The following is a 26,769-nucleotide window of genomic DNA, read 5'->3' as shown; positions in this document are numbered from 1 at the left end:
TACCCCCTTTTCACCCTGATTGTCACAGGTGGGTGCTGCACTCTTCGCCACGGCCCAAAAGCGCGCATTTCGACATGAAAGGTGGTTCTTGTCTTGGGTGACGATCTCGATGGTGCGGATCGGCTGTTGGACAGCGAGGAGCGACAGCTGCTGGCCGCGGCTCCCGGGCCCAGCGACACGGGCGGGTGGAAGTCGCTGGTGTCCGACCCCGGTTTCGTGAGGCGCAGTACGGTCCTGGCCCGCTCGAGCCCGTTGCACCGCCTGGACCTGAGACAGGCGTGGCAGCAGTTCCCTGCCGGCGTGTACGACCCTCGGACCCTGGCGCTGGCGGCGCTGGAGGCGGTGATGCACCAGCAGGGCCTTGACCAGGAGGCGACCACCGAGGCTGTGGTGGAGTTCCTGGTGGATCTGGCTCGTGACGCGGGACCCGGCCGGGGCGGTGACGAGCACGAGGCTGTGGCTCGGTTCGTGCTGCGAGAGCTTCTCAACGACCAGCACGGCGGCATGGACTTCGCCGTTGCCTACAGCGACTACCGGCAGGGGCACTGCCGGCAGGAGCTGGGGGTACGGCTGCTGAGCGAGGAAATCGGGCGGGACGGGCGGGCGGTACTGCGGTCGAGTGTGCCGGCGATCAATCTGCTGCTGGCCGGGATGGACGTCGATGTGGAGGACCACCAGGCGGCGAAGGACGAGATCCTGCGCCGCCAGGTACGCACCGGGCGGTGGGGCCGGGCGGAGGAGAGCGCCGGGGAGAGCCTGAAACTGTCACTGGCGTACGCGGAGCGGATCCGGGTGGTGCTGCGGGAGACCGAGCGGGACGTGCGGGCCGTGGACTGGGGGCGTCACGTGCCGGATCTCCTTGACGCGGCGCGCAGCCACCTGCTGGAGCGGCAGCGGGCCGAGCAGGGGCTGATCGAGCTGATGCGCACGGCACGTGACGGGATCAAGGAGAGCGATGTGCTGCTGACCTGCATGCGCATCCTGCAGCTGCTTCAGCGAGCACATCACCGGCATTCACAGCTACTCAAAGAGGTGCTGGGGGCTCGGTCGACGTTCCTTCAGTCGCAGGCCCAGCAGCGCTTCCGGCCGATCCCCCAGCTGTCGAAGGTGGCTCTGCAAAGCGACGTACTGCTGCCGCTGCTGGAGCTGGGCGCGGCGGAGGCTGCTGAGGTGACGGAGGTGTTCACCGATGCGCTCAGCGGTCCGGTCGTGGCGCGTCTGCCGCGGCTTCGGGACTGGTGGAGCCTGCTGCTGGCGCCGGTGCGGGAGAGCGGTGGGACGTTCGAGGACGACGAGGTCGTCGAGCTGACGGACGACGATCTGATGGCGGACGCGGCGGGTCACAGTGATCTCGACTATGCGCGGGCACGCAGGGTGCTGGCGCAGGCTTTGGCCGGGCCGGTCAGGTTGTCGCAGTTGCTGGCCGATGCTCTGCAGTTCGGTCCGGCGGTGGCCGACGTTCTCGCGCTGACGGTGCTGGCGGCGTTCGCTCCGGATCCCGAGGGCGACGACGAGGAGGCCGGTGTGCACGACCTGTCGGACCTGCTGGGCGAGCACCTGGTGGTCCTGGACGACGGAACCTGCTTCGACGACGGCCTCTACGGCGGCAGCGACCTGCTCGTCGTTCCGGCTCACTCCCTGATCGACGAGGAACTGCTCGAGGAGGCTGCGGCATGAGCGCGGTTGCGGCTCTGGAGGATCTTCAGGACGCGGCGGAACTGGTGCGGCACGGGTGCCGGCCCAGGCTGCGTCCGCTGGCCGACGCACGCTACCGGGACCTGCTGCAGCGCTACCGGATGGACAAGGCCTTCCGGGACCGGGTCGAGGCGATCAGCCAGGGGCTGGGTGTGCAGGTGATCGCCGCACACCCTCAGGAAGGTCTGGTCCTGCATGCCCAGGACGGAGGACTGTTCACCTACCGGCTCAAGGACGACCTGAAGCGGTCGGCGGAGCAGCGCCTGGTGCTCGGGCTGGTGCACGTCGCGATCGCGGCTCGCGTGTATCCGACCGAGCACGACCTGGAAGACGAGACGGTCAAGCGCATCAGTGTCGGCGAGGTGGACGCCTTCCTGCGGCACCTGGTGGAGCAGCTGAGGGAGGCGTCGAAGGGCGAGGACGGGCTACCGGTGCCGGAGCCGGCCGTCGATGCCGTGTGGCGGATGTATGACAGGCGCCCGCCGGCGAAACCGACCGCGGGAGGACGCGGGGTGACGCAGTCGAGCACGCAGGTCGTGATCCGCGAAGCGCTGGAGTGGCTGGTGCACCAGGGCATGGCAATGCCGGCGCCGGAGTTCGGCGCCGGGCACTACCGGCTGCTGCACAGGTTCCGGCTGCAGGTCGGTGAGGCGGCGGCGTTGCCGGCGTTCGAGACGCTGCGCGACATCCGGCGGGCTCAGGACGCAGACGCCGCCCCCGGCACCGACTCCGACTCCGACTCCGACTCCGACTCCGACTCCGAGGAGATGTGACATGCACCGTCTGCGACGTCTGCGGCTGGTGAACATCGGGCATGCGGCTGCGGGGTTCAAGTCGCTGGTCCTGGATCTGACGGGCGGCGTGAGCCATGTGGACGGCAGGGTGGTGCCGGCCGTCGACGTGATCTTGTGGCTGCGTAACGGTGGCGGCAAGTCGAGCCTGCTGTCGTTGATCTTCAGCCTCTTCCTGCCGGCGAAGGGCGACTTCATCGGCCACAAGAAGGGCAAGTCCCTGGCCGACTACGTGCCCGACCAGAAGGTCTCCCATGTCATCGCCGAGTGGGAGGACACTTCCCTGCCCCGCGGGGGCCCTGCCCTGGTCACCGGAGGGGTGTACCAGTGGCAGGACGGGCACCGGCCTGCTGACGTGGAGCACGGCTGGGAGCTGCTGGTGCGTCGCTGGTATGCCTTCCGGCCGCTGCCGGGGCTCCTCGACCTGGACTGCCTCCCGGTGCGTACCGAGGGTGGGCAACTGACGCAGAGCGCGTTCCTCAAGAAGCTGGGCGACGCGGGCAAGGCACAGCGTGGGCTGCATCTGCGCATCGCCAAGGACCAGACCGAGTGGCGCACGCTGTTGTCCGATCTCAGGCTCGACCCGGCTGTCCTGAAGATCCAGCGGGACATGAACCGGGAGGAGGGCGGGATCACGGAGCTGTTCCAGTTCTCCACCTGTGAGGACTTCGTCGACTTCCTCATCGACCTGGTCTGCGACCCGCGGGATCCCGCTGTGGTCCGGGCGTCTTTGGAGGAGACGGCGGCAAAGCTGGCGCGGCGTCCTGGCCGGGAGAGGGAGCAGAGTTTCCTTGCCGCGGCGCTGCTGGCGCTGAGGCCTGTCACCGAGCACAGCGCCCTGGCGGCCGTGCAGCAGGAGACGCTCGCGCAACAGGTGTGGGTGGCCCTGCGCGCGGCGGAGCACCTGTCCGACCGGGCTCAGGCACTGGAAGGCACGGCGGCAGCGGCCGCTGCGCAGGCCACTGCAGAACAGGCGGCCGGAGCCGAAGCCAGGAGGCATGCCGAGCAGGAGGAGCGGAGCCTGGTGGTGCTGACTCGGCACGCCGCGCAGTGGGCCGCGGACGACGCCGGCACGGAGCTGGGACGATGCGAGGAGAAGGCGGCCGAGGCCCAGCTGGCCCATCACGCGTGGGAGCTGGTGGACACGGTGCTCGAACTCGATGCCCAGCGGGAGGAAGAGCAGCGTCTCAGACAGCTGCTGGAACGCCAGGACGTACGGCAGGCCCCGTTGCGCGAGGCGATGCAGGCTGCGGGAGCGGCGCTGCGGGACAGGCTGTCCGGTGCCGTCGAGGAGCTGGCCGGTGAGGTGGCACAGGCTCGGCAGGAGAGTGAGGAGGCGGCTGCCGAACGCCAGGTGGCGGAGGACGGCCACGCGCAGGCGGCGAAGGCGCAGTGGCAGGCGAAGGACCGGCTGCGCCGCGCCTCCGAGCAGCTGGCGACTGCGGAAGCGGCTGTCGAGACCGCCCGCCGGGACGGGCTGATCGGGGCCTTGGAGGATCCGGGCGACGCGCTGACCCGCTACACGGACGAGCACACTGTTGTGGGCCAGCTGCTCCAGGACCACCGAGCACGGCAGGCAGCTTCGCTGTCGCTGTTCTCTGAGCTGGCAGAGCAGCAGGCGGCCTGCGTCGTACGGCTCGCGGCGGCCCAGGAGCGTCACAGCGCGCAGTGGGACCGGTTGAGTTCTTTGCAGGCCGACAGGCGCGAGCTAGCGTCCGACCGGCGGCTGCTGGAGCTGGCCTGCGCCGAGTCCGGGACTGTGCTGGATCTGGACCAGGTGGCTGGGGACCTTCTGAATCTGCTGGCAGCGGCCGGGCAGCAGAGCGACGCTCTGATGCTGCAGGAACAGGTGGACGGCGTCGACGACCGGCGTGCTGTGAAGGCACTCCAGGATGTCGGCTTCCTGCCGGCTCCGGTGGAGGTCGAGCGGGCGGTGGAACGTCTGCGGGCGCTGGGTGCTCCTGCCGTGTCGGGACTTCAGTTCCTGCGCGAGGTGTTCCGTGCCGACGAGCACGCCGCGGTGGTGGCCGCCGTGCCTCATCTGATCGGCGGTGTGGTGGTGTGCGGGGCGCTTCCTGAGGGAGAGGACCTGGCTGCGCTCGCACAGCGCGCGGGTGTCACGGCGTCGGTGATCGCAGTGGGTGAGGACCAACAGGCGCGGCAGGCGATCGCGGCTGCCGGCGCGGGCGCGGTGGTGCTGCCCGTTCACCCGGGGCTGCTGGAACCGGACGCCGCTGAGCGGGAGCAGTTGCGGCTGGAACACCGGCTGGAGGGGCTGGAAGAACGCGTACGGGATCTGATCCACAGGCGGGAGACGGATGCTGCTCTCGCACGTCGGCTCCAGGCCCACATGGACGTCTTTGGCGCCGGTCCGCGCGAGGGGCTCGAGGCAGCCGTTGCCCGTCTGGAGCACGAGGCCGACACCCTTCACGAGAAGCACCGTCTGCTGAAGGAGCAGGCGCGGCGTGCACGTGAGGACACGGACGCGCTCGGGCCGGAGATTGATGCCCTCACCGAGCGGCTGGTGACGCTGACGGATCTTCTTCCCCGGGTGCGGGAGCTGGCACAGGCGCATGAGCGTGTGTTGCCTGCCTGCCGGGCGGAGAGGGATCAGGCCCGCCAGGCACTACCGGTACACAAGGCGGACATGCGCCGGTACGCGGAGGCCCGCGAGGAGGCCGAAGCCCGGCAGGGCGCGGCTCGTGACCTGCTGCGGCGGCTTGAGGAGCGTCAGCGGCGCCATGCCTCGGAGATCAAGCGGCTCGATGCCGACCTCCCCGCCGGCTGCGGTCACCCGCTGAGCGCGGCCGAGCTGGCCGCGACCGCGGTGGAGACCCTGCGCAGCCGTTTCGATCAGGCCCGGCGGGACTGGGAAGGAGAGATCGGGGACGCAGACCTGCGGGCGCGGGCCGAAGTCTGCGCCAAGCGCATCACAGACCTCACGCAGGCTCTCGGTCGCAAGCCCGGGGAAGTCTGCGCCAAGGCCGAGCAACTCGCGCGTTCCCCCCACGCGGGCGAGGCGGAGGATCGCTCCAGGAAGCGGGCCGAGGCCGAGGCGGCCAAGGAAACGGCCATCGAGCGTCGGGGCGTTGCCAAGGAGGCGAAACTCCGGGCGGACACCGCCTGGGAGGAGGCATCGGCTGCGGTGGAGGCACTCGACCCTCCCTACGACGCGCATGCCGACCAGGCAGGCCCGTTCCACACGGCTGCCGGCGCCTTCAAGGCCCAGGCAGAGGTCCGGAGATCTGTCGACCGGGCGCACACGGCGGCCCAGGAACACCAGCTGAAGGTAAGAGACCTGCACATCGCCACCGAGAAGGCGAAGAGCGCAGCGCACCGGGTGGCCCGATGCGCCCAAGGAATGAAAGACACGGCCGGCCGTCACCGCGACACGGTGCACGACGCGGCGCCGGACAACGCAGGTGCCGCGCAGCTCGACGCCCAACTGTTCGGCCTTGTCGAGCAGTTGCAGATCAGTGCCTCGTCGCTGGCCTCTCTCCCGCCCGAACAGGCCGAGGCCTTGGAGGAGACGGTGACCGGCGCGGTTGACACCGCGGCGAAAGCCCACGACGACGCCCGCAAGAAGCTGGAGAAGTCGGTGCGCAAGGTGCACAGCCTGGCTCAGGACCAGACGCACCGCGACGTGGTCGAAGGCCAGCTGCTGGAACGGCTGCTGAACGATCTGAGCCACCCGGCACGGCTGGCAGAGCTGATCGAGGAGATCGATCTGCGGGAGAAGGTCGTCCGCGGCGAGCTGGCCGAGCTCGCCGACGACCAGCTGATGGTCGTGCAGACCTGTCTCGCGCTGGTGAAAACAGTCCTGGACGACGTACAGCAGGTGGCCCGTCATTCCCGGCTGCCGCAGGGTTTGGGAAGCTGGTCGGGGCAGCAGTTCCTCAGCCTGGAGATCCGCCACCTGCCCGACGACGAGGTCCTCGCCCGCAGGCTGTCGACCGAGATCGACCGCATGACCGCCGCCGTCGCCACAAGCACCGCGGCCAAGGCCACAGCCTTGCCGGAGGCCATGACCCTGACCAAGGAACTGGTCCTGGCCGCTCTCGGCGGACGCGGCAACGTCGTCGCGAAAATCATCAAGCCGACGCAGTCGCTCGACATCGTCCAGCGCAACTCGGTCACTCAGATCCAGAAGTTCAGCGGCGGCGAACTGCTCACCGTGTCGGTCCTGCTGTACTGCACCCTGGCCCGGCTGCGTGCGGCCAAGCAGGGCAGCAAGGCGTCGGGAGGCGTGGGCACCCTGGTGCTGGACAACCCGTTCGGGAAGGCGAACTACGCGCCGTTCATCGGCCTGCAGCGCAAGGTCGCCGCGGCCCATGGCATCCAGCTCGTCTACACCACGGGCTCCAACGACCTTCCCGCCCTGGAACGCTTCCCCCTCATCATCCGCCTGCGTAACGGCATCGACGCCCGTACCCGCTCGCAGTACGTGCAGATCGCCGACCGCTACGGAGACGCCGTCAGCCGCGGCATGCAGCACGCCTACGACGACGGCATCACCTCCGCACGCCTGCACCGCCACAGCGCCCAGGACACCGAACAGGAAGACACCGGGCCGGGCATCCCCCACCAGAGCGGTGAGACCGAACCCGGCGACGCCGGGAGCGACCAGTGACGCCGGCCGAGCACATGACCGTCTTCCTCTCCGGCCAGACCCGAAACCGGGTCGGGTTCGATCTGCTGGCCCAGGCCGCCGACGCGGGCGACTCCAGCCTGTCCACCTCTCCCCTGCGGCGCCGGATCCTCGCTGGCGCCGCAGCACAGCTCGCCGGCGCGGGCACCGTCCGGCTGCCCGCCGCCGGCGGCCGGGGCTGGGACCACAGCGCCGAACCCCCACTCCCCCTGTGGGTGGAACGGCTCACCCCCCGCCGGGCCCGCGCCCAACGGCCGGGCCCCCGGGCCTGGGTCGAGCCCCTCGCCTTCGCCGCACATCTGCCGCTGAGCCGGGCCGACCTCGAACTCCTCTCCCCCATCAACGACCACCTCCGCGACCACCCCGACGCCGAACCCGTCCCGATCCCCGAACGCTCCTACGAGCTGTACGGCGACGAGAAACGCCTCGCCCGCATCACCGCCCACCGCCTGGTCACCGCGGGCCTGCTGAGCATCACCGACCACCTGCGGGCATTCCCCTCCCCCGCACCCCTGGCGATGTACGAGCTCGGTCCCGCGCCATGGATGCTGATCGTCGAGAACAGCGCCGCGTTCACCAGCCTGCGCCGCATCCTCAACCGCTGGCCCAGACGCGACGAGGTGGGCTGGCTCGCCTACGGAGGAGGCGACCACCTCGTCGCCTCCCTCACCACCTGCCTCGAGACCTTCGAGGAACGCGACCACCCCATCGACGACCTGCTGCTGTACACCGACCTCGACCTCGACGGCCTCGAATGCGCCCAACAGGCGGCCGAACGCGCCCGCGAAGCCGGCCTGCCGCCACTTGTTCCGGCCGCCGGCCTGTACAGCACACTCCTGACCCGGCCGCCCCGTGCTGTTCCGGGCGCAGACGCAGACCGCATCCGGGCGGCTGCAGCCTGGCTTCCTGAGCCTCTGGCTGCGAATGCCTGCATGCTTCTTACGCAAGGAGAAGTTCTCCGGCAGGAGGCTCTGCCAAAGCCCCGGCTGGAACAACTGCTACGCCCCGACCAACCATTGCTGCCTCAGCTGCGAGAGCAGCGAAGCCGTACTGCAGCCTGCTGACGAGCCCAGGCACCGTCCCGAGCACGGGACCCCAACTACTGCGATGAGGGTGCCGTATCCGGCCAACTTCGAGCGAGAGACAGTGAGACATAGTGAGATGCCGTGGGACTCACTCGGACACCGCCGGACACCCACGGACAACCACGGACGATGGAAGGCAGTGGCCGAAGGGTGCGGGGCCCGAGGGTGGTTACCGTTTCGCCGGGCCCCGCATGCGTCACACTCCCTCGTATGCCGAGCTTTCAGAGAAGGAAGGCGATCGGTGACGCCCACGAAAAGCGCGTCACCCAGGAATTCAACCGACGCGGCTGGCACGTCAGCCCCTGGGGGCAGGGAGTCATGGGCGAGCCCGTACGGCTCGCCCTGCACCACACCACCAGCTCCCTGCGCTGGACACCCGACCTCATCGCCGCACAGGGACGACAGGTCGTCCTGATCGACTGCAAGAGCCGCATGACCAGCCAGACCAGCCGGCGGCACGCCATCGAACGGGCCGCCGTCACCGCCCACCTCCAGCTCGTCGCCTGGACCCAGCTCCCCCTCTACTACGTCTTCGACAACCTCGACCTCCTCACCCCGCACGACGCCCTCGGCCTCGGGCAGGAAGGCCCCCGAACCACAGCCGGCTCCGGGACGCCCTACCTCCTCGTCCCCGCCACGCGCGCCTCGGCGTTCGACGATGTCTTCGGCGCCCCAGACGGGCTCATGGCCGCCTGAACTCGGCTGCACGCGCTCTCGGGCATCCGATCAATCGGCCGCCGGATCGAGTCGGGCATCATCTCTGTTCCGGTGGGGTTATCGAGGGCGGATCTCCATGGTGGCGCCGCAGCAGTGTGAGTGGCGGCCTGTCGGCGGGCGTCGTCACTCAGGCTCCGTGCTGGGATCCCGTGGTGCGGGCGATGAATCCTGAACGGCCCTCCCCGACGGGATGCTGCCATGCCCCGCCCGCGCTGCGCTCGGCGGCGAGACAGCGCAGCTTGAGAAGGCCAAGACTCAGGAAGTAGCGGTCGGCCAGGGAGACTTTCCCTGGCTGCACTTGTCGTGCGCTCATCCATTCCATCAACATGGCGGCCGAGTGACGGGCCATCCAGGGACGGGAAAGGTCTGCTTCAGGCTCCAGCCCTAAGGTCGCGCGGTGCCACATCTGATCGACGGCTGTCCGCACCTCTTTACGCAGGTCACGGAGCTCTTCCTGGCTCGTCCCCAGAAGCAGTTCGAAACGCTCCTCGGAAGAGGTCTCCTTATAGCGGCCCATCTGGGATGAGTGGGAGATGGCCGCGTACTCCCATACCGCAAAGACGTCCTGGTCGTACGGGGTGCAGTCGAAGGCCAGCGCTGCTGAAAGGTCGGCCATGAACTCATGGTCGTCCTCGGGCAAGCGCAACATGTTCAGTCCCACGAGAACGCCGATAAGTCGCTCGTCGACCTCGCGCAGCGGCGCACCAGCAAGGTCCGGAAGACGTCGCAGGTTGCTCCTCATCTGGCGCACCACTCGTCCGCCCGTGGCCAGCTCGGTCCGGGCCTCGGCTTCCGCCGCCTCGTACTCCTTCCCGAGAACTGACTCCCACCCTGCAGGAACACGTGCCGCGGCCTGCGCGACCGCATTCTCGTGACGGACACGGCCGTTGAAGTACGCGCACGCAATCGCGAGCTTGAGCGCCGTTTCTGGGACATCGGCGCCGTCGAAGAACGCAAGAAGTGCCAGATCGTCGCTTCTCCGTCCAGGAGTACTGTGCCGGGCGAGTGCACAGACAAGGTCACTCGTCCCGTCCGGGTAGACCGAGGCGGTACCGTGCCAGCCGCGGTAGACACGCGTCGGTTGCGGCAGCAGGCCGCGCCGGCGCCATCGCTCGAGCTGACTCGCGCTGACCGCATAGCCCTGCGCGCGGGCATGCTGCATCAGCCCCTGATCAGCTTTGCTGGGTTCACTTCGAGGCATGACCAGGACGCTACTGAGGACGTCACGGCAAGCCTCCGCACCCACCGCGCGGGGGTCTATCGACCGGCGTGCTGTGTTCAGTGTTCTCAGCTCTTCCTCCTGGCAATCTGGGCTCGTCACAGGCAGCTTGCAAGAGACGGACGTCTGCTTCCCCTCAAGATCCCCGCTCTGGCGGCTGCGTTCGCCCTTGCCAAGCAGCTTCGGGGACGCAGAAGAGCTGGTATGGGGCCTCGTGGCGGGCCGAGCCGGAAGCGAGATGAGCGAAACGTGTGATGCCACGGGCAGAGGTCAGTTAGCGTTGTTTTGGATCCGGGTTGTCGATCGCATCGACGGCACCAGTCGCTTGGCCTTTTTATGCGCTGTCCGGGGATGCGGCTGCACCGCGCCTACCAGCAGCCTTCCTTCGTCTGTGGTCGGCCAACGGTCGGCTGCGCATCACCGGAGTACCCATGACGGCTTCATCTGTTGCATCCGTTCCCCGCGACTTCCTCTGCGAACACACCCTCAACAAGAGCCGGGTCCTTGTTCTGCTTGCCCACCGCGGCGGCCCTGAGTCCCTGCAAGCTGTACTGACGTGCCGCGATGCAGGACTGGCGCAGCAAGCAGCACGTCTCCTGACCGCCGCTGCCGCCAACGGCGCGCTCACGACACGGGAATCGGCCGCCGCACAGAGAGTGAGCGAAGAGCTGCCGGAAGCTCCGGCCTCCTCCTTCCGGCAAGCTCTTGAGCGGGCCCGTTCCGGAGAGTGGCCGACCAGTCCGCACGCCCTTTCCTCCTGGTCGGCGAACGCTCTGTCGGCAGGCGGGAGCGCGGACGGCGCTCCTGGTACTGAGCTTCCGGTGTCCGCGGCCCGTTCCCCGAAGGATGCCCGCCTTGCGGATCTGCCCGGCTCGGTCGTGCGGGTCGTCCAGCTGCGGGAGTTCCACATCTACGACGAGGACAGGGCCCTGGCGGCTGCTGCGGCCGGCGGCTGGGAGCCCATGCCGGATGAGGAGCTGGGGGACGACGATCCGAAGGACCTTGTGGGGGCGGTGATGTTCGCTGCGGAGACAACGGGTGAGCTACCTGGCCTGGACTGGCTCACCGACGCGCAGGAAGCCAGTCTGCTGCTGCCTTCGCGGGGCGACGAGGTCGCTGACTGGTCCACCGAGGCCATCCGCGTCAACTTCGGCACGGGCTGGCGTCTTCGGCAGGCTCAAAGCCCCTACAGTGCGCCGTCTACCCAGCCCGACTCCCCGTCTCCGGACTTCGCAGCCCTGTTCCCATCGCCCCCTGCCTGTGACTGCGGCGAGGAAGACTGCGAGAAGTGTGACTGGCAGCTGACACCACGATCTGCAGACCTGCTGTACAGCGCGTTGGTGTGGCTGGCGGAGTCAGCTTATGACGATGCGGCCGAGTTGCGGGAGCGCCCTGTGACCGAGGACGATGACGGTACCTGGGGAATCTTCTCCCGCCTGCCGGAAGTGACGTGGAGTCAGGGAAAGCAGTGGCGGCGCGGGCTGGCCCGTGCCTGTGACGACCTTGCCGGTGACCTTGCGGGCGGGAGCTGGCCTCAGCCCACCTGCGCGGCCGAGGAAATGGTCCTCCACCTCGCCGTCCAAGACGCGCCCGATCACGTGGGGACAGCGGACGAGGACCCAGCACACGCGGCTCTGCCCACTCATCGCGACGATTACGACTTCGGCGCCTGCTCGGATCTCTTTTTCCAGGACCATGACGTCCTGTGGCTTTTTAGCAGCCGCTTCAACCAGAGCCCTGTTCCGCCGGACAGCAACCAGCCCCATGTACCGGATGCGCTGAGGCCGGACAACTGGTTCGAGAGTTTCCTCAACGTGCCCGCGCGTGCTGCCGACCGCGGGTACCGCCGCTGACCCTGCCAAGGCTGCTCCCTGCCCCAGGGCGCGGCCTGGCAATGGTCCTGGGGCCCTGGCCGATATGTCAGCCGTCCCCTCCCCCGTTCCCGTAGCGGAAGGCTGCGCCCAATGAACGTGACCACTCCCCCGGTGTGGGCCGATGAACAAAGAATCGAGTCGAACAAGGTCCGTCAGCTGCTGGTTCCCGCTGGTGTCCTTGAGGTTTCCGGGCAGAACGGAACCTTGCAGGTGTCGAGTGTCTTCGGCCGCTGGCCGGCCAGCCATGCCGGGCAGGAGCCGCCTACGGAGACGCTGACGGCGGTACTGCCGACAAGCAACGGTGACGTTGCCTGGCGTGGGAGCCTGCAGGCGCACACCCCGGAGACGGTCGTCGAGTCCTACAGGGGTGCCATCGGTTTCCGTCACCATGACGAGCCCAACAGTTTGCGTCGCCCGCAAGTCGGTGCGCTGCATGCGGTCATGGGGCACTGGGCGTCGGGGCTTGGGGAACCGGGCATCGTGGTGATGCCTACCGGGACGGGCAAGACGGAGACGATGCTCGCTCTGCTCGTCGCAGCCCGCCCTGAGCGTTTGTTGGTGCTGGTACCCAGTGCGGCCCTGCGGGACCAGATCGCGGGTAAGTTCGAAACGCTCGGCATCCTTCAGCAGGAGCGGGTCGTGACTGCTGGCGCGTTGCGGCCGTGTGTGGGCCGGCTAGAGCGTGGTTTCAGGGATCCGGCCGAGGCAGAGCGGTTCGCGCAGGCGTGCAATGTCGTGGTGACCACCCCAAACATCCTGAACAGGGCCACGCCGCTGGTAAGGGCCGCGCTGCTGGGGCAGTTCTCGCATCTGATCGTGGACGAGGCCCATCATGCTCCCGCCGTCACGTGGGCAAGCGTCATCGAGGATTTCTCCGACCGGCAGGTGCTGCTGTTCACTGCCACACCGTTCAGAGAGGACGGGCGTCGGCTTCCAGGCCGGATCGTCTTCCGGTTCCCGTTGCGTGAGGCCCAGCAGGACGGTTATTTCCGGCGCATCACCTACCGGGCCGTTCTCGGGCTGCGGGACGTCGACGAGGAGCTGGCTACACACGCGGTCGCCCAGCTGCGGGGTGACCTGGAGGCAGGGTTCGATCATCTGCTGATGGCCCGGGCCGGGAACATTCGCTCCGCCGAGCAGATCGCAGCGATCTACCAGAGGCTGGCTCCGGAGTTGGCTCCCACCCTGGTGCACCAGAACATTGGCGTGGCCCGTCGCAAGGCAGCCATTGCCGCTCTCAAGGACCGCACCTGTCGCGTCATCGTCTGTGTCGACATGCTCGGCGAGGGCTTTGACGAGCCAGCGCTGAAAATCGCCGCCATGCATGAGGCCCGCAAGAGTCTCAGCCCGATGGTGCAGTTCATCGGCCGGTTCACTCGTGCTGCGGAGGGACTGGGCGAAGCCACCGTGTTCGTCGCCCAGGAGCCTCACAATGGAGCTTCGCCGCTGCGTCAACTGCTCCGGGAGGACGCCGACTGGAACCGGCTTCTGCGCGACCTGACCGACCACCCGACGGTCACCGCGGAGGAGAACGATGCCTTCGACTCGACGTTCGACGGTGCTCCGGAAGAAGTCTCAGTCAGTGTGCTGGAGCCGAAGATGAGCGCCATCGCCTACCGTGCAACCACCTCGGACTGGACTCCCGAAGCAGCGCTTACTCTGTTCCACGGCAACGAACGCGTCCTTGACGACACCATCGCCCTGGGAGGCGAGGACCTACCCGTCGCCTGGTTTGTCGTGGAGCGCCGTACGCCCGTGCGCTGGGGTGCGCCCCAGGCGCTGGAGCAGGTCGTCTACGAGCTGGTCGTGCTGTACTTCGACACCACACGGCAGGTGCTGTACATCCACGGCTCGGAGAAGTCGGGCGGCTACAAGGAGCTCGCCGAGGCGGTCCTCGGGACAGGCTTTGAGTTGATCAACGGAGCCCGGACGTACCGGGTTCTTGCCGGTGTGGACCGGCTTGTCCCTACAAACGTCGGGCTGAAGGACTCCCGGGCCTACTTCACCCGCTTCACGATGCATGTGGGAAGCGATGTCTCGGAGGGGTTCGACACCGCCCAGGAGCACAAGAGCCAGACCCATATCGCCGCGTCCGGCTTCGATCAGGGCGAGAGTGTGGCGATCTGTGCTGCGGCCTCCGGCCGGTTCTGGTCTCCTAGCACCGCACCTAGTCTGAAGGCGTGGACCGATTGGTGCGACCGGCAGGGCACGAAGCTGCTGGACAGCACGATCAATCTGGAGACGGTCTTCGACGGGTTCATCATTCCCCAGGACCTGACCGAGCGGCCGCCCCACGTCCTGCTGGGAGTGCAGTGGCCTTGGCAGGTCTACACGGGTGCACGTGACAGGCTCACGGTCACCTACGACCAGCGAAGCTGTGCGATCACTGATGTTGACTTCGAGGTGGATGACTTCTCTCGCACGGGCCCGTTCCGCTTCTCCTTGACGACCAAGGACTGGCGTGTGCCCTACCAGGCGTCCTACGAGGACCAGGGGCTCGTCTACCGTCCGCGCGAGAAGGACGCTGTCGTCGCCTCGAGAGGACCGAACGCACAGCCGAAGCCGCTGGCGGAATGGCTGAACACGAATAGACCCGACCTGTTTCTCGAGGGTGACCGTCTCATCGACGACAATGGCAAACTCATCAGCCCTAACTACGATCGACGTCCCTTCGATGTGGCGCTGCTGACGCCGCTGGACTGGGCCGGGGTGGACTTCACCAAAGAGTCCCAGCGCGCTGAGCGCCTCGTCGACTCGATTCAGTACTACGTCTCGGCCCATCTGCAGGCCACTGGTTCCTTCGACGTCCTCATTGACGACGACGGGGCAGGTGAGGCAGCGGATCTGGTAGGTCTCAGGGTTGACGGAAAGTACCTGGACGTGACGCTTGTGCACTGCAAGTACTCGAAGGAGAGCGCAGGCAAGCGGGTGAAGGACCTGTACGAGGTGTGCGGTCAGGCGATGCGCGGTGCGAAGTGGCGGCGCGGACCGATGCAGCACCTCCTGGCCCACTTGCACGACCGTGCCGTGAAGTACGCCCAGCGCAACAACGGAATCTCGTCTTATGACGTCGGAGACGCCAGGAAGCTGTTTGCGATCCGCGATCAGGCCCACATGCTGACACCTCGTTTCCACACGGTCATCGCCCAGCCCGGCCTTCAGGCGAGCCGGGCCAGCAACGACCAGCTGCTCCTCCTGGCCGGTGCGGACAAGTACGTCCGGGACACCACTGCCGGTGACTTCACCGTCTACTGCAGCAGGTAGCCCAGACACCGTGGCGGCAGGCTGCAACGCGTTACCTCGCGGTGCCAGGAGCTGGCAGCCCCGGCTGAAGCCGGGGCACGCTGGATGGCCTCAGCCGACGGGCCGCGCCTCGGAGGAGGCGAACCGGCCCGGGTCGTCGTGCGAGATCAGTCCTGCCGGGTCGATCAGAGGAACGATGGCCTCATACAGGTCCTCGCCGGCCGGGTTCACCTGGCCGTCGTGGCGCTCGGCCACGGCGAATCCGGCGCCTGCGACCAGGTCCGCAAGCTGAAGTGAGGGATGTTCCTTGGAGCTGCCTCGCACAAGCTCGCCAAGGTGGACTCCGTGGGAGAGGTAGCGGAACTCCGGATGTGTGCGGCCGCGTGCGTCGTCCTCGATGAGGTCGAGGTTGGTGTCGGTCATGGCGCGCTGGTCGTCGAGCAGGAAGTTGACCCGCCCCAGCCTCCTCGACCAGTTGGCGATGATCGCAGCGGTCGCCGGGATGAGCGGTTCGAGCGACTGTGCAAGGACCGCGTCAGGTCCGTGGGCGTCGCGCAGGTACTCTGATGCCTCTTCCTTCGTGGTGCGCAGGATGGCCAGGGCTTCGGTGGCCTTGCGTCGGGTGGAACGCGTCCATGCTTCCTCGACGACATCGTGGAAATCGTCGACGGTGACGCGCTGATCATGGTTCTTCATGGCGGCAAAGGCGACAGTGGTAGACAGCAGGCGCGCGAAGAGCTCGGGCCCCAGAGCCCGGGGGCCTTCAGCGAAGAGGCCTCGTGCCATCTGCCGTGCACGATCGTTGTTGCGGATGTCTCGCCCCTGTTTGCTCTCCTTTTCCTCGACGAAGAGGTCGATCAGTTTGCCCACGATGAAGTAGTGCTTGTCGACCAGGTACACCGACGCCCGGTCGTGCAGCACGCCGCCAGGCTCGAGCATGCCGGCCAGCACAGAGCGGCGCGGGCTGTTGCGTGGCCCGGTGAATGCCTTGGAGAACTTCAGCTCGGCGGCTTGCAGGCGCGTCGCCGTACGTATCTCCTCGACGATCGGGGCGGCCTCGTGGTCGCTGATGGTGACCGTTCCGATGGACAGGTACCGGCTGCGGGGCCAGCCGTAGAGCTGGACACCGTCCCAGCCCGATTCGTCCAGCGCCACCCACCGTCCCAGTTCTTCGATTTCGTTGCCCTGGAGTTCCGTCCAGGAGGTCGGCCACTCCTGGGCGATAGCCAGGTCGGTCGTCTTCGGGCACAGCGTCCACAGCGGTGTTAGGCCGTGCTCGCGGAAGACCTCCAGTCTGGCGCGGCGCCGCTCGTACTGTTCGGCGAGCAACTCCTGACACTCGCTCTGCACCGATGTCGGAGGCGATGAAGTGCACGGGCATCGCCCGGCTCAGGGGCGTTGCAGCCCGAAGGAAAGGTACAGAACCGTTGCGGCGACTAGGGCGACGACGAGGACGGCCCGGGTGCGGAGCAGGAAAGCGACGGTACGGATGCGGCGGTTTGAGGCGTAGCTGTGGGAGATCGCCGCAGTGGCCGCGAAGTGCACGGCCAGGCGTGTTGCAGCGAGCCCCGTGGTCAGCGACGCAGTGATCAGGATCAGGGAGTACGCCAGCGAGCCCGCCCAACCCGTGACGGGAGTGATCAGGAACAGGACGCCGACAACTACGGTGAGCAGCAACCAGCCGAAGCCGCTGACCCCCATGAATGACTCGATCCGGCTCCACTCGTCGCTCGTCTTGGTCGACAGGCGCCCCGGCTTTGACCTGACCCGTTTCCATGCCGCCGCCAGCTCTTCCTTGCCCGGCTGCTCGGTGGGAGCGTAAAACCTGATGCCGATCCGGTCCAGGAGCCATGCCGCGAACGTGTCGGCTGCCGTTGCCAGATCGAAGCCGCCACTGCTCGTAGGGCGGACGTGCATGTGGATCTCTCCTTGAACCTGCGAGTGTGTGAGTGCGGGGCGGGGCCGCCAGGTGCGCGGCCCCGCCCCTCATCCCTGCGTTCGCTTCGCTTCACCTGGTAGCGATTCAGCGGCGCCGGTCCTTCCACCCACCGTATGCGGAGTAGGCGGTGCTGCCGTATCCGTACCAGCGGTCGAGGCGATTCGCCCGGCGTACCACGAGCCGGTTGTAGCTCCTGTGCCGGGCGGCCGCCTTCTGGCGTGCGCGCTTGTGGGCTCGGGCCCGGCCGTTCGTGCGGCCCTTGGGGTGGGCCCGCATGCGCCGGTTCTTCCACCACTTGCCGCCAAACTCAGCGATCTTGGCGCCGCCGTAGAACGCACCTCCTGCGATGTCGAGCCATCCGGAGCGGTCCCCGCCGCGGACCTTGTAGATGCCACGGCCGATGCTGATGGCTGCGGCTCCGACCGCGCAGGGGCCGCAGCCGAACATCGCGGCGACGGACAGTCCCATACCCACGCGGTCGAACATCTTGCCCCAGCCGAACCTGCCGTCGAGGTCGTAGCAGTTGACCGGGTCGGCGGTGCAGTAGTCGTATGCGTTTGCGTTGCCGCCGTAGACGGGGTCGGTGGGAAGCGGCCGGTGGTGGGGTTGTAGAGGCGGACTCCCATGAGGGTGAGGGATTGGGGGGAGCGCTGTTTGGCGCCGAGCCAGTTGTAGCGGGTGGCGGGCTGGCTGGTGCGGGGGTTGCCGTACTCGTCGTTGCCCAGGACCAGCGGGGCGTCAGCCGGGTCCAGTGGGAGCTGGAGGATGACGGCCCCGGCAGGATCTGCCGGGGTTGTCATCGTGCGGTGGGGTGCGGGCGCTAGGACATGGCCTAGGCGCCTTCGGCCAGATACCGCTCGCGCAGCTTCCCGAGGTCCTCGGCCACGTTGTCGACGTGGCTGCGGCGCTTCAGGATGCGGGCGATGTTGGCGCGCTGGACGGCCCAGCAGCGGACCTCACGGCCGTCGACGAGCTCGACCACGACGCGGTCTCGGCCCGGAAGCCCTGGGCCTCCCGCCAGGTGAACCGCCGGGTCCGCAAAGGGTGCGGACCTGCACCCCGCGCTCGTCGGCGACCACGGCCGCCCACACGAAGGACCGGGCGATCAGTGTCACCGCCCCCGCGCACAGCAGGGTGTAGAAAGCGACGTCGCCGCTGTTCTCCGCGCTCTCCAGCATGTCCAGGTACGCGACGGCCACCACGACGATCACGATCAGACCGGCGAACCTCTTCATCCACCAGCATGCCGCACCCGGAGCGGTGAAGTAGCCGTTGAAAGCGTACTGCCTCACCGGTCTTCCACTTGAGGTTGCGCGTCAGGAATCCGACCTTGTAGCCGATACCGAGGGTGATCGCGTTGAAGGCCATGCCGCGCCTGCTCCAGCGCTGCCGCCTTTTTAGGCCATCTCACCGGCGAAGTAGGCGCCGACCGACGCGGCGGCGCAGACACCGGCGCTGGCGACGACGCAGACGCCGAGGGCCGCTGGGCCCGCGCCGCGGGCGATCCGGTTGCGGTTGCGGTAGGCCACTTGCCGACCCTGGATTTCTTGAAGGAACGCCACGCCTTGCGCGGGTTCCAGCTCCAGCGTCCGTCGAGGTCGTACCAGTTGACCGGGTCGCCGTTGACGTACCCGTAGGCGTTCTCGTTTCCGCCGTAGACCGGGTCCATAGAGAGGAAGCGGCCGGTGGCGGGGTTGTAGATGCGCACGCCCATCAGGGTGAGACCGGTGAGGGTCTCGCCGGAGCGCTGCTTGCCGCCGAGCCAGTTGTACCGGACGGCGGGCCGTTCCGGCCTGCGGGTTACCGTACTCGTCGCGGCCCATGGCCAGTGGTGCCTCCGCCAGGTCCAGCGGGAGCTGGAGCGCGAAGTCACCCTGGACGGTGGTCAGCTGGAGGACGACGTCGGCGGAATCCGGTCAGCCAGGAGATGGCCTGCTCGATGGCTAGAGCGAATCAGTCATCCGATTTCCCCACCTTCTCTTTGCGATCCCGTATGACGCGCTGGATCAGCAGGACAATCCATGACCCTGTGAACAGGGCAGGAATAGCAGCCCACCAGGATCCCCACGCGGAGAAAGTGAACACAAGGCCACCAACAACGTAGAAGAGATCAACATAAATATTGTCCATGACCTCTCTCACGTGAACACCTCCCTTCGTCATGGCTATCGCCCATGAATCGGAATGCAGACATCCGGAAGTTGTTCCGCGCTAGCAGTCACTGGCCCGACACCCGGGGCCGCAGAACGTACTTCTTGAACCACCTAGCAGGCCTCGACCGGGTGAACATGAAGTTGACCGAGCTTCGATAGTTTCGATACTGACCCTTGATGTCTGCAGTGCAACCGATTACTGAGCCTGCGCAGGTGGCACCATCGCGCCATGACCGACTGCAACCCTGCCTGAACGACCTGTAGGCCCTCCGGGGACTCTTGGCAAATCGCCAAGCCTGGCGGAGGATTCTGACTCGACGGGCTGGGGACATCATGAACGCCGTGCTGAGGTTCATTCGCGCATTCCAATAGACCGCACAGCAAATTTCGGCCAATCCTATCGTTCCATTCTTCAGGACCTGCTGAGGTGCTGGACCGGTACCTGCACCACCTGCAGACGGCCTCTACCCGCCCAACGAATCCGCCGCAGACAGGGCAGAACCTAACGAAGCACTACTAGACACCTCTCTCTCAATGGCACGGGAGCCCTGTCCGTTGCCTACGGTCCCGTCGTCACCCGTCCGGGGGCCACCCTGAAAACCCTCACTGGAAGAGTAGAACCCACAACGGAGTCAGCAGAACAATGGCCGTTGCGGAGATTGTCCACCTTCCCCTGATTGGAGCGTACTTCAACTCGACATCGGCATGCTTTCCCTTCGACTGCTTCCTGGCTGGTGTCATTCGCTTCAGCCGCTTGGCTCTCAGCGCCTCGATAAATGAGGCAAGAGAAACAGCCGGGCAAACGGTAAGGAATACACTCACCACAAGATCGAACGAGACATTGAGAGCGTAGTCGAGGACCATCCCCAGCATAATTCCGAAGGCTGCTAGAAATGCCCAGTGAGCCGCCGAAAGGCTGAAGATTTCTCGGGCCTCATCCGCGTCGCAGTCTCCACGCTGCGCTCGACGCATCCATGCGGCGAGGTCGGCCTGATAGTCCGCTGACGCTCTACCTCTGACAGATTTTCCGAGAACGGCGCGATACAGGTACTGACCGAAGGTCACCGGGGCTGCCTCAAGGGCGTTGAAGCTCCTTCCCAGGACATGGGAGGTAGAACCGTCCTGCATCGTTCTTTCCTTCTTCGTGCACTCATAAACGGGTTCTAATTTGTTAGTCCGATAAGTTTTGGCGCTTCCCGTCTCCGCCAACACGCGAGGACGGGAAGCACCATTCTGACTACCGGCGACGATTGCGCCAGGAGCTGTATTCGCCGTAAAGGCTGCGCCCGGCCACGAAGCCACCGTAGTAGAAATCCACTCGGTTGACGCGGCGCGCCGTCCGGCCGTAGCCGTTTGCCTGTTTCCTGGCCTTGCTTCTCAACCTCTTGTTCTTGACTCCCCGGTTCGAGACACCCTTCGGGTATCTCTTCGGAATGGCCCGCAGGGAGCGGGCGTGTCGGAGTGAGGCAAGCCGCCCGGCGCCCCAGGTAAATGCCGTCAGGCCGCCGATGACGGCCTCGCGGCGTTTGCCCGACCGCCAGTCGTGGACAGCGACACCAAGGCTGATCGCGGCTGAGGCTACCGCGCACACCCCGCAGCCGAACATACTGGCGACGGCCAGCCCTGTGCTGGCCCGACCCAGCCACTTCTTCCAGCCGAACCGGCCGTCCAAGTCGTAGCAGTTGATCGGATCAGCGGTGCAGTAGTCGTATGCGTTTGCGTTGCCGCCGTAGACGGGGTCGGTGGAGAGGAAGCGGCCGGTGGTGGGGTTGTAGAGGCGGACTCCCATGAGGGTGAGGCCGGTGAGGGTTTCGGTGGAGCGCTGTTTGGCGCCGAGCCAGTTGTAGCGGGTGGCGGGCTGGCTGGTGCGGGGGTTGCCGTACTCGTCGTTGTCCAGGGCCAGCGGGGCGTCAGCCTGGTCCAGTGGGAGCTGGAGGGCGACGTCGCCGTGGATGTTGGTCAGCTGGAGCACGGTGTTGCCGCTCGCGTCAGTCGTGGCGGCGAGGTCGCCGCTGGCGGATTCGACGTTGCGGGTCAGCTCACCTGTGCTGGTGTCCTCGACGATCCAGCGGGGGTTGTCGCTGTCGTTGTCGTAGTGGTTGAGCTTGGACGCGGTGACCGTCCATGTGCCGGTCTCGTGGGTCTCGACCGTCCAGCCGCGGAAGCGGTGGGCGGTGTCGAGAGTCCAGGTCTGACGCTGGGTGTCCGTGGTCTGCTGGCGGACCAGATCGTTGGTGTAGTAGGCGACGGCGCTGCCCGGCAGGACCGTGGTGCGGCCGAAGGCGTCGTAGACGTAGCCGGTGTCGACCAGGCGGTCGGCGCTGTCGTAGGTGTGGGTGGTGGTCGTGCCTCCGGTGGTGGGGCAGGCGGCGCCGGGGGCGCCTTCCGCGGTGGTCAGGGAGGTGCGGTTGGTGCGCTTGTCGAAGGCGTAGGTGCGCTTGGTGCACACGTCGCCGACGGTGTCGGCGACGTGTGTCAGGCGGCCGGTGGCGTCGTAGGTGTAGTTCTGCGAGGACCAGCCGGAGTGTGCGGTGACCTGGCCGTGGATGGATTCCTCGACCGTGTCGGCTACCACGGTCTGGCCGTCGCTGTCGCGGGTGTAGACCCGGGATGTGGCGGCGCCGGTGGTGTCCTCCTCGACCTTCAGGGTGTAGCCGCCGGGGAGCTTTTCGGTGGCCACGGAACCGTCGGCGTCGTAGGTGACGGCGAACGTACCGGCGACGGAGTCCGTGGTGGCGGTGACCAGGCCACGGGGCTCGACAGCGGCGTCGTAGGCGTAGGTGACGGTGGACGGTGCCGAGTCGGTCGTCTTGACCGGGCGGTTCAGCAGGTCGTACTCGGTCGTCGTCGTACCACCATCGGCGTCAGTGTAGGAGACCTGGCGGCCGAGCTTGTCGTATGCCCTGGTGATCGTCCCGCCGGTCGGGGAGACGGTCTTGACGGCCTGGCCCGTCGCCGGGTCGTACTCCGTCGTGGACTCCGGAACCGCCTGGCCGAGTCCGCCGGTGGTGGCGGTCTTGGTGAGGCGTCCAGCGGGGTCGTAGGTGTTGACCGTGGTGCGGGTGACCCCGTTGGCGGTTTCGGTGACCTTGGCCGGGTTGCCCCACCAGTCGTACTCGGTCGTGGTGACCGGCAGCCCGGCCGGGTTCGTACCGCCGCCGGTGATCGCACCGGCCGGTCCGGTGGAGCAGACCTGGTCGGCCCACTCCGGGCGGCCGGCGCAGGTGCCGGCGCCGGTCGCCGACCAGTACGTGGTCACCCGCGTGCCCGCGTCGGTGCCGGTCGCGCCCGGCAGCAGCTGCTTGGTGACGAGGCCCTGGTCGTCGTACTCCGTGCTTTCGGTGATCGCAAGACCGGCCGGGTCCTTGATCGTCTTGATCGGCAGGCCCTTGACCCAGTCGTAGACGGTCTGCGACACGCGCGCGTCCACCATGGCAGTGGTGCCCAGAATCTGGGCACCACCGGTGACCTTGGTGACCTGGTTCTCGACCTTGGCCGAGCCGTCCGTCGGGCGGCCCGCGTCATACTCGTTGACCGTCCACGAACGGGCCGCGGCCGACTCGCCACTGCCGGTCAGCGTGACGCGGCGCAGCGGGCCGAACTCCTCCAGCTCACGGATCCCCTTGGCATCGAACACCGAACGCGTCGCCAGCAGATCGGCTCGGTCCTGGGTCGAGAGCCCCTGGATCCCGAGGTCGGTCAGCGTGGCCTGCTCGGCCGCCGTGGCTCCCAGAGCCAGTGCCCGGTTACCGGCGCTCAGTTCCCGCACGGTGTTGCCGTGGTGGTCGTACTCGGTGACCGAGATGTGCCCGCCCGGCGCCGCCGAGTTCACCTCCCGCCCGGAGGCGTCGGTGTACGTGATCGACGCACGCCGGTAGTCCCCGGCGGCCAGAGCGTCGCCGGCGTTCGCGGCCGGAGGCGCGTCGGCAGGGAAGACGGCGGTGGCGTCGGCCGGGGCATCACTCTGGCCCCACGCCTGAACGTCGGTGGCGCCCATCTTGTACGGGGCCTTGTCGCCGGTCAGCGGGACGTCGTACACGATGCTCGTGGACGCCGTACCGGACTCGACGTCCTTGGTGCCCTGCTGCAGGCCCGCGCGGTTGACCTTGAGCAGCATGCCGTCACCGGCGGTGGCGGCGTTGCCCGCCTTGCCGTAGGTGAACGACCAGGGCAGCTCGCCGGGCGAGGTCAGGCCGGTGACCCGGCCTGCCGCGTCGTAGCCGTAGGCGGTGGTGAGGGCGGGGCTGATCTGCGGGTTCCACGTCTCACGCAGGCGATGCGAGCCGTCGTACAGGTACTTCTGCACCGACTTGGACGTCGCTGCCGACGCGCCCGGCTCAGTGGACCAGGCCCGGATCTCCTTCACCTGACCGGCCACATCGCCAAAGGCCGCATCGGTCGCCGTGGTGGCTGTGGCGTAGACGAACTCCAGCGCCCGGCAGCCCTTCGTCGACGGCGCCGCCGTGCACGTCGTCGCGGAGGCGGCCGAGGTCGGGGCGATGATCCGCTTGGGACGGGCGAGAGTCTTGCCGTCCACGGTCACGGTCTCGGAGATGACCGTCGTCGTCGACTGCGCGAGGCCGTCCAGGGTGCTGGATGCGACTTGCCACGAGGTGGCCGCCGTATCCGGTTTGGTGAAGACGGTGACCGTTCCCTCGGTGTCCTTCAGCGTGAATGACCCGGTCAGCGAACCGGTCAGGGCCATGTCCTCGGCACCAGGCTCCGGCTTCCAGCCGCCGCCGTTGGTGGCGGTGAAGCCGAGTTCCTCGCCCTCGGAGTCGACCAGCGCCACCGACGTGGCCGAGGTCTTCTTCAGATGGGCCCAGTCCGACTCGGTGAGTTCCGCTGTCGTGCCGGAGGTCCACTGCGGGCCGAAGATCGCCGCCTGACCGTCCTGCTTCGCCCCCGCGTCCGCGCGGCGCGAGGACGCCGTACGGGAGACGGCCAGGCCGAACAGCGACGCGTCGGTCGCCGACAGCGTGAAGTCACCGGTCAGCAGGTTGACCGAACCCGGACCGGCCTCCTCCGAGGGAGCCGTGCCCGCGTTGCGGTCCACAGTGATCGTGTTGACCGGTGAGTACGCGGAGGTGGTGCCGTCCGTGAAGGTGGCGCGGACCTCGATCGGGCCGTCCTCGGCCAGCGTGTCCGTGATGTTCCACGTCAGGTCAGCAGGCTTACCGTTCACCGTCGCCACGGGCCACGCGGAAACGGCGGCGCCGTTCGAGCCCTGGCGCACGTCAACGATCGGTACGTTCTTCCACGTGTCCGTCTCACCACGGCGGTATTGGTAGGTCACCCCCGTGTACGACGACTGTCCTTCGGCCGACAGGGCCGTCCGGCGCGCCGGACGGTCGCCCTGGCCGGGCGAGAGCAGCGCCGCTCCCGAGCCGGCGTAGAAGACGTACGAGGTCTCGGCCGAGAGGTTTCCCGCAGCGTCCCGGGTGCGCGCGGCCACGGTGTGCTTGCCGGCCGGGAACGTGAGCGTCCTACTGACCGCCGCCCCCGTCGTCGCGGCCGAGACCCACGCTCCGGCGTCCAGCTTGTACTCAACCGTCTTCACGTCGCTCGTCGGCGGTGTGAAGGTGAAAGAGCCGGAGAAGGTGCCGTTCGCGTCCGGGGTGCCGGACCAGGTGTTCGACGGGAAGTCTCCGGAGCTGGTCTTCGTCGTGGCCGGGGCAGTGGTGTCGACCGTGAAGGTCTGCCATGCCGACCACGTGCCGTTCCAGGTCGAACCGTCGTAGACCGCCGCGCGCCACTTGTACGAGCCCTGGGCCAGCGCGGTCGTCGGCGTCCATGGGGCGTTCGCGCCCGATGCGACGTAGGCCGACTTGCCCGTCTGCAGCGCCGCGGTGCCGCTCGACGTCCAGATCTCATACGTCAGCTGGACCGTATTGCCGTCCGCGTCCGTCGCCTTCCCTGTGATCGTCGGTGTCGTGTCATTGGTCGCCGCACCCGACAGCGGGGATACCGGAGTCGCCGCACTCGGCTTCGTGTTGTACGTGACCGAGAGATATGGGGTGTTCGAGGCCGCGTTGCCGGAGTTGAACCTCTTCCAGCCATACGGGTCGGCCTCATCGGTGGCCCGGATGCCCAAGGTGTTCGTGCCGTTGCCGTTGGCCGCCCAGGCCGCTGCCAGGCTGGTGATGTCCTGGCTCACCCAGCCGTCCGCGCACGAGGACGAGTAGCCCTTCGTGGCCGTCGACGTCGCCCACTTCTTGTTCCAGCTCGGCTGCGCGGTCCACCGCGTACTGCTCGAGGCCGAGCCGGTGTCCCAGACCTCCCAGCTCCTGGCCGAGCAGGACCACGAGTAGAAGTTCCACAGATTCAGCTTGGCGCCCAGGATCTGCTTGCCCGTGATTTTCGCCATCGGGAAAGCAAGGAACGATCGCGCTATCTGACCCGAGCCGTTGTTGCCCAGCTTCAGCTCCGTCTGTGCCGACACATCGGTCGCGTAGCCCTGCTGCACGAACGTGTCGAAGCTCGCCCCGATGTTGACCGCCGGGTCCACCGTCACCGGGAACTTCGTCGCAGGGTTGGCCAGGAACTTCGCGTCCGGGGTCAGGGTCAGGTCGACGGCGCTGCCGCGCTGCGTCACCTTCAAACCGACGTCGGCCCGGTGCGTGTGCTCACCCGACTTCGGGTCCACATACGCGTCCCACATCACGGGCGCCGGCAGTACACCCACCTGATCGCCGGACTCGGCGTCGAGGAAGGTCACGGAGCGGTCCGCGTTCGCGCGGGCCTCAATTCCCTTCGCGTCCAGCGTCAGCGTGACCGAGCCGTTCGCGTCGACGGCGGAACGGTCCTTCAGCTCCAGGAACTGCTCGAACCCGGTGCGGGTCGACTCGACAATCAGGTCGGTCGACGCCAGGGCGTTGGGGTACCGGGCCCTCGTGCCGGACACAGCGGGCTCGGGGAGCACACCCCGCCACGACAAAGTCATCGCCCTGCCGTCACCGGCATCCAGCGTCACCAGGGGAACCGGCGCGGTGTCCGGCTCCCCGGCCACACCTGACGCCTTGACCCTCGCCGCCTGCGCGGCGGGCGTCTTCCCCGCCAGCTTCAAGCCCAACGGGTGCGCCTTGGCAGCCACGCCGCTTGAGGTACGCAGCAGGTCGACGTCAATGTCGTGCCACGTGCCTGTCGCCTCGTCACGGAAGCGAACCGGCCCCGACGCGGCATCCATCGTCACCGTGCCGTCCGGATTCACCCACGTCGTGGTCGACTCCGTACGCTCTGACAGCGCTTCAACGCGCTTACCGGACAGCCGCGCCGCTACACGCGCGGACGCGAGGTCGGCGGCCTCGGTGACAGTCGCGGACTCGGCCGTCTGCTCCTCGCTGCTCTCCTCGGAGAGCGCGGCTGTTGCGACGCCCTCCGTCAGGCTGATGGCCATGACCAGAGA

The 26,769-nt window shown here is 67.5% G+C and carries 17 protein-coding genes and 1 pseudogene; 7 read left to right on the top strand and 11 right to left on the bottom strand.

Annotated features, from left to right (window positions below):
• Positions 1–93 precede the first annotated feature (93 nt).
• The 5 genes from ACGF5U_RS17865 to ACGF5U_RS17845 all read left to right on the top strand — a co-directional run bounded on the left by ACGF5U_RS17865 (position 94) and on the right by ACGF5U_RS17845 (position 8,915).
• Positions 94–1,677 carry a hypothetical protein gene (locus ACGF5U_RS17865; RefSeq protein ID WP_392818792.1) on the top strand — a complete coding sequence of 528 codons (1,584 nt, stop codon included), beginning with the start codon at positions 94–96 and terminating at the stop codon, positions 1,675–1,677.
• A complete protein-coding gene (locus tag ACGF5U_RS17860) occupies positions 1,674–2,468 on the top strand; it encodes a hypothetical protein (RefSeq protein WP_392818791.1) in 795 nt (264 codons plus the stop codon). Before ACGF5U_RS17865 ends, ACGF5U_RS17860 begins: the two co-directional genes overlap by 4 nt.
• Before the next feature lies 1 nt (position 2,469).
• A complete protein-coding gene (locus ACGF5U_RS17855) occupies positions 2,470–7,116 on the top strand; it encodes a hypothetical protein (RefSeq protein ID WP_392818789.1) in 4,647 nt (1,548 codons plus the stop codon).
• Positions 7,113–8,198, top strand: coding sequence for a hypothetical protein (locus ACGF5U_RS17850; protein ID WP_392818788.1), 1,086 nt, complete (start codon positions 7,113–7,115; stop codon positions 8,196–8,198). Before ACGF5U_RS17855 ends, ACGF5U_RS17850 begins: the two co-directional genes overlap by 4 nt.
• Positions 8,199–8,429: 231 nt before the next feature.
• Positions 8,430–8,915, top strand: coding sequence for a hypothetical protein (locus ACGF5U_RS17845; protein WP_392818786.1), 486 nt, complete (start codon positions 8,430–8,432; stop codon positions 8,913–8,915).
• A gap of 148 nt (positions 8,916–9,063) precedes the next feature.
• On the opposite strand, the gene ACGF5U_RS17840 is transcribed toward ACGF5U_RS17845, so the two are convergent.
• Entirely contained in the window at positions 9,064–10,137 is a 1,074-nt protein-coding gene (locus tag ACGF5U_RS17840) for a hypothetical protein (protein WP_392818784.1), read from the bottom strand.
• A gap of 449 nt (positions 10,138–10,586) precedes the next feature.
• Between ACGF5U_RS17840 and ACGF5U_RS17835 the strand changes: the two genes are divergently transcribed.
• Both ACGF5U_RS17835 and ACGF5U_RS17830 read left to right on the top strand, forming a co-directional pair.
• Positions 10,587–12,008, top strand: a complete 1,422-nt coding sequence (locus tag ACGF5U_RS17835; RefSeq protein WP_392818782.1) for a hypothetical protein — start codon at positions 10,587–10,589, stop codon at positions 12,006–12,008.
• 111 nt (positions 12,009–12,119) lie between these two features.
• Positions 12,120–15,293, top strand: coding sequence for a DEAD/DEAH box helicase (locus ACGF5U_RS17830; RefSeq protein WP_392818780.1), 3,174 nt, complete (start codon positions 12,120–12,122; stop codon positions 15,291–15,293).
• A gap of 90 nt (positions 15,294–15,383) precedes the next feature.
• On the opposite strand, the gene ACGF5U_RS17825 is transcribed toward ACGF5U_RS17830, so the two are convergent.
• The 10 genes and pseudogenes from ACGF5U_RS17825 to ACGF5U_RS17780 form a co-directional block, all read right to left on the bottom strand.
• The gene (locus tag ACGF5U_RS17825; RefSeq protein ID WP_392818778.1) at positions 15,384–16,601 is read right to left on the bottom strand and encodes a hypothetical protein; all 1,218 of its coding nucleotides are present in this window, start codon (positions 16,599–16,601) and stop codon (positions 15,384–15,386) included.
• Positions 16,602–16,661: 60 nt separating this feature from the next.
• Entirely contained in the window at positions 16,662–17,189 is a 528-nt protein-coding gene (locus ACGF5U_RS17820) for a hypothetical protein (RefSeq protein ID WP_392818777.1), read from the bottom strand.
• Positions 17,190–17,295: 106 nt separating this feature from the next.
• On the bottom strand, positions 17,296–17,685 hold the full coding sequence (locus ACGF5U_RS17815; RefSeq protein WP_392818775.1) for a hypothetical protein: 390 nt from the start codon (positions 17,683–17,685) through the stop codon (positions 17,296–17,298).
• A 358-nt stretch (positions 17,686–18,043) separates the two neighbouring features.
• On the bottom strand, positions 18,044–18,193 hold the full coding sequence (locus ACGF5U_RS17810) for a hypothetical protein (RefSeq protein ID WP_392818773.1): 150 nt from the start codon (positions 18,191–18,193) through the stop codon (positions 18,044–18,046).
• Positions 18,168–18,503, bottom strand: coding sequence for a hypothetical protein (locus tag ACGF5U_RS17805; protein WP_392818771.1), 336 nt, complete (start codon positions 18,501–18,503; stop codon positions 18,168–18,170). The genes ACGF5U_RS17810 and ACGF5U_RS17805 overlap by 26 nt, the downstream gene beginning before the upstream one ends.
• A gap of 105 nt (positions 18,504–18,608) precedes the next feature.
• A complete protein-coding gene (locus tag ACGF5U_RS17800) occupies positions 18,609–18,740 on the bottom strand; it encodes a hypothetical protein (protein ID WP_392818834.1) in 132 nt (43 codons plus the stop codon).
• A gap of 5 nt (positions 18,741–18,745) precedes the next feature.
• Positions 18,746–19,121: pseudogene (locus ACGF5U_RS17795) on the bottom strand (RHS repeat-associated core domain-containing protein); the annotation flags it as partial.
• A gap of 43 nt (positions 19,122–19,164) precedes the next feature.
• Entirely contained in the window at positions 19,165–19,353 is a 189-nt protein-coding gene (locus ACGF5U_RS17790; protein ID WP_392818770.1) for a hypothetical protein, read from the bottom strand.
• Between the two features lie 614 nt (positions 19,354–19,967).
• Entirely contained in the window at positions 19,968–20,492 is a 525-nt protein-coding gene (locus ACGF5U_RS17785) for a hypothetical protein (protein WP_392818768.1), read from the bottom strand.
• Positions 20,493–20,601: 109 nt separating this feature from the next.
• Positions 20,602–26,760, bottom strand: a complete 6,159-nt coding sequence (locus ACGF5U_RS17780; RefSeq protein ID WP_392818766.1) for a DNRLRE domain-containing protein — start codon at positions 26,758–26,760, stop codon at positions 20,602–20,604.
• Between the last annotated feature and the right edge of the window lie 9 nt (positions 26,761–26,769).

It is taken from the genome of Streptomyces sp. NPDC047886, assembly GCF_043204435.1.
Classification (GTDB): Bacteria; Actinomycetota; Actinomycetes; order Streptomycetales; family Streptomycetaceae; genus Streptomyces.
This window is presented reverse-complemented; position numbering and strand designations above follow the sequence as displayed.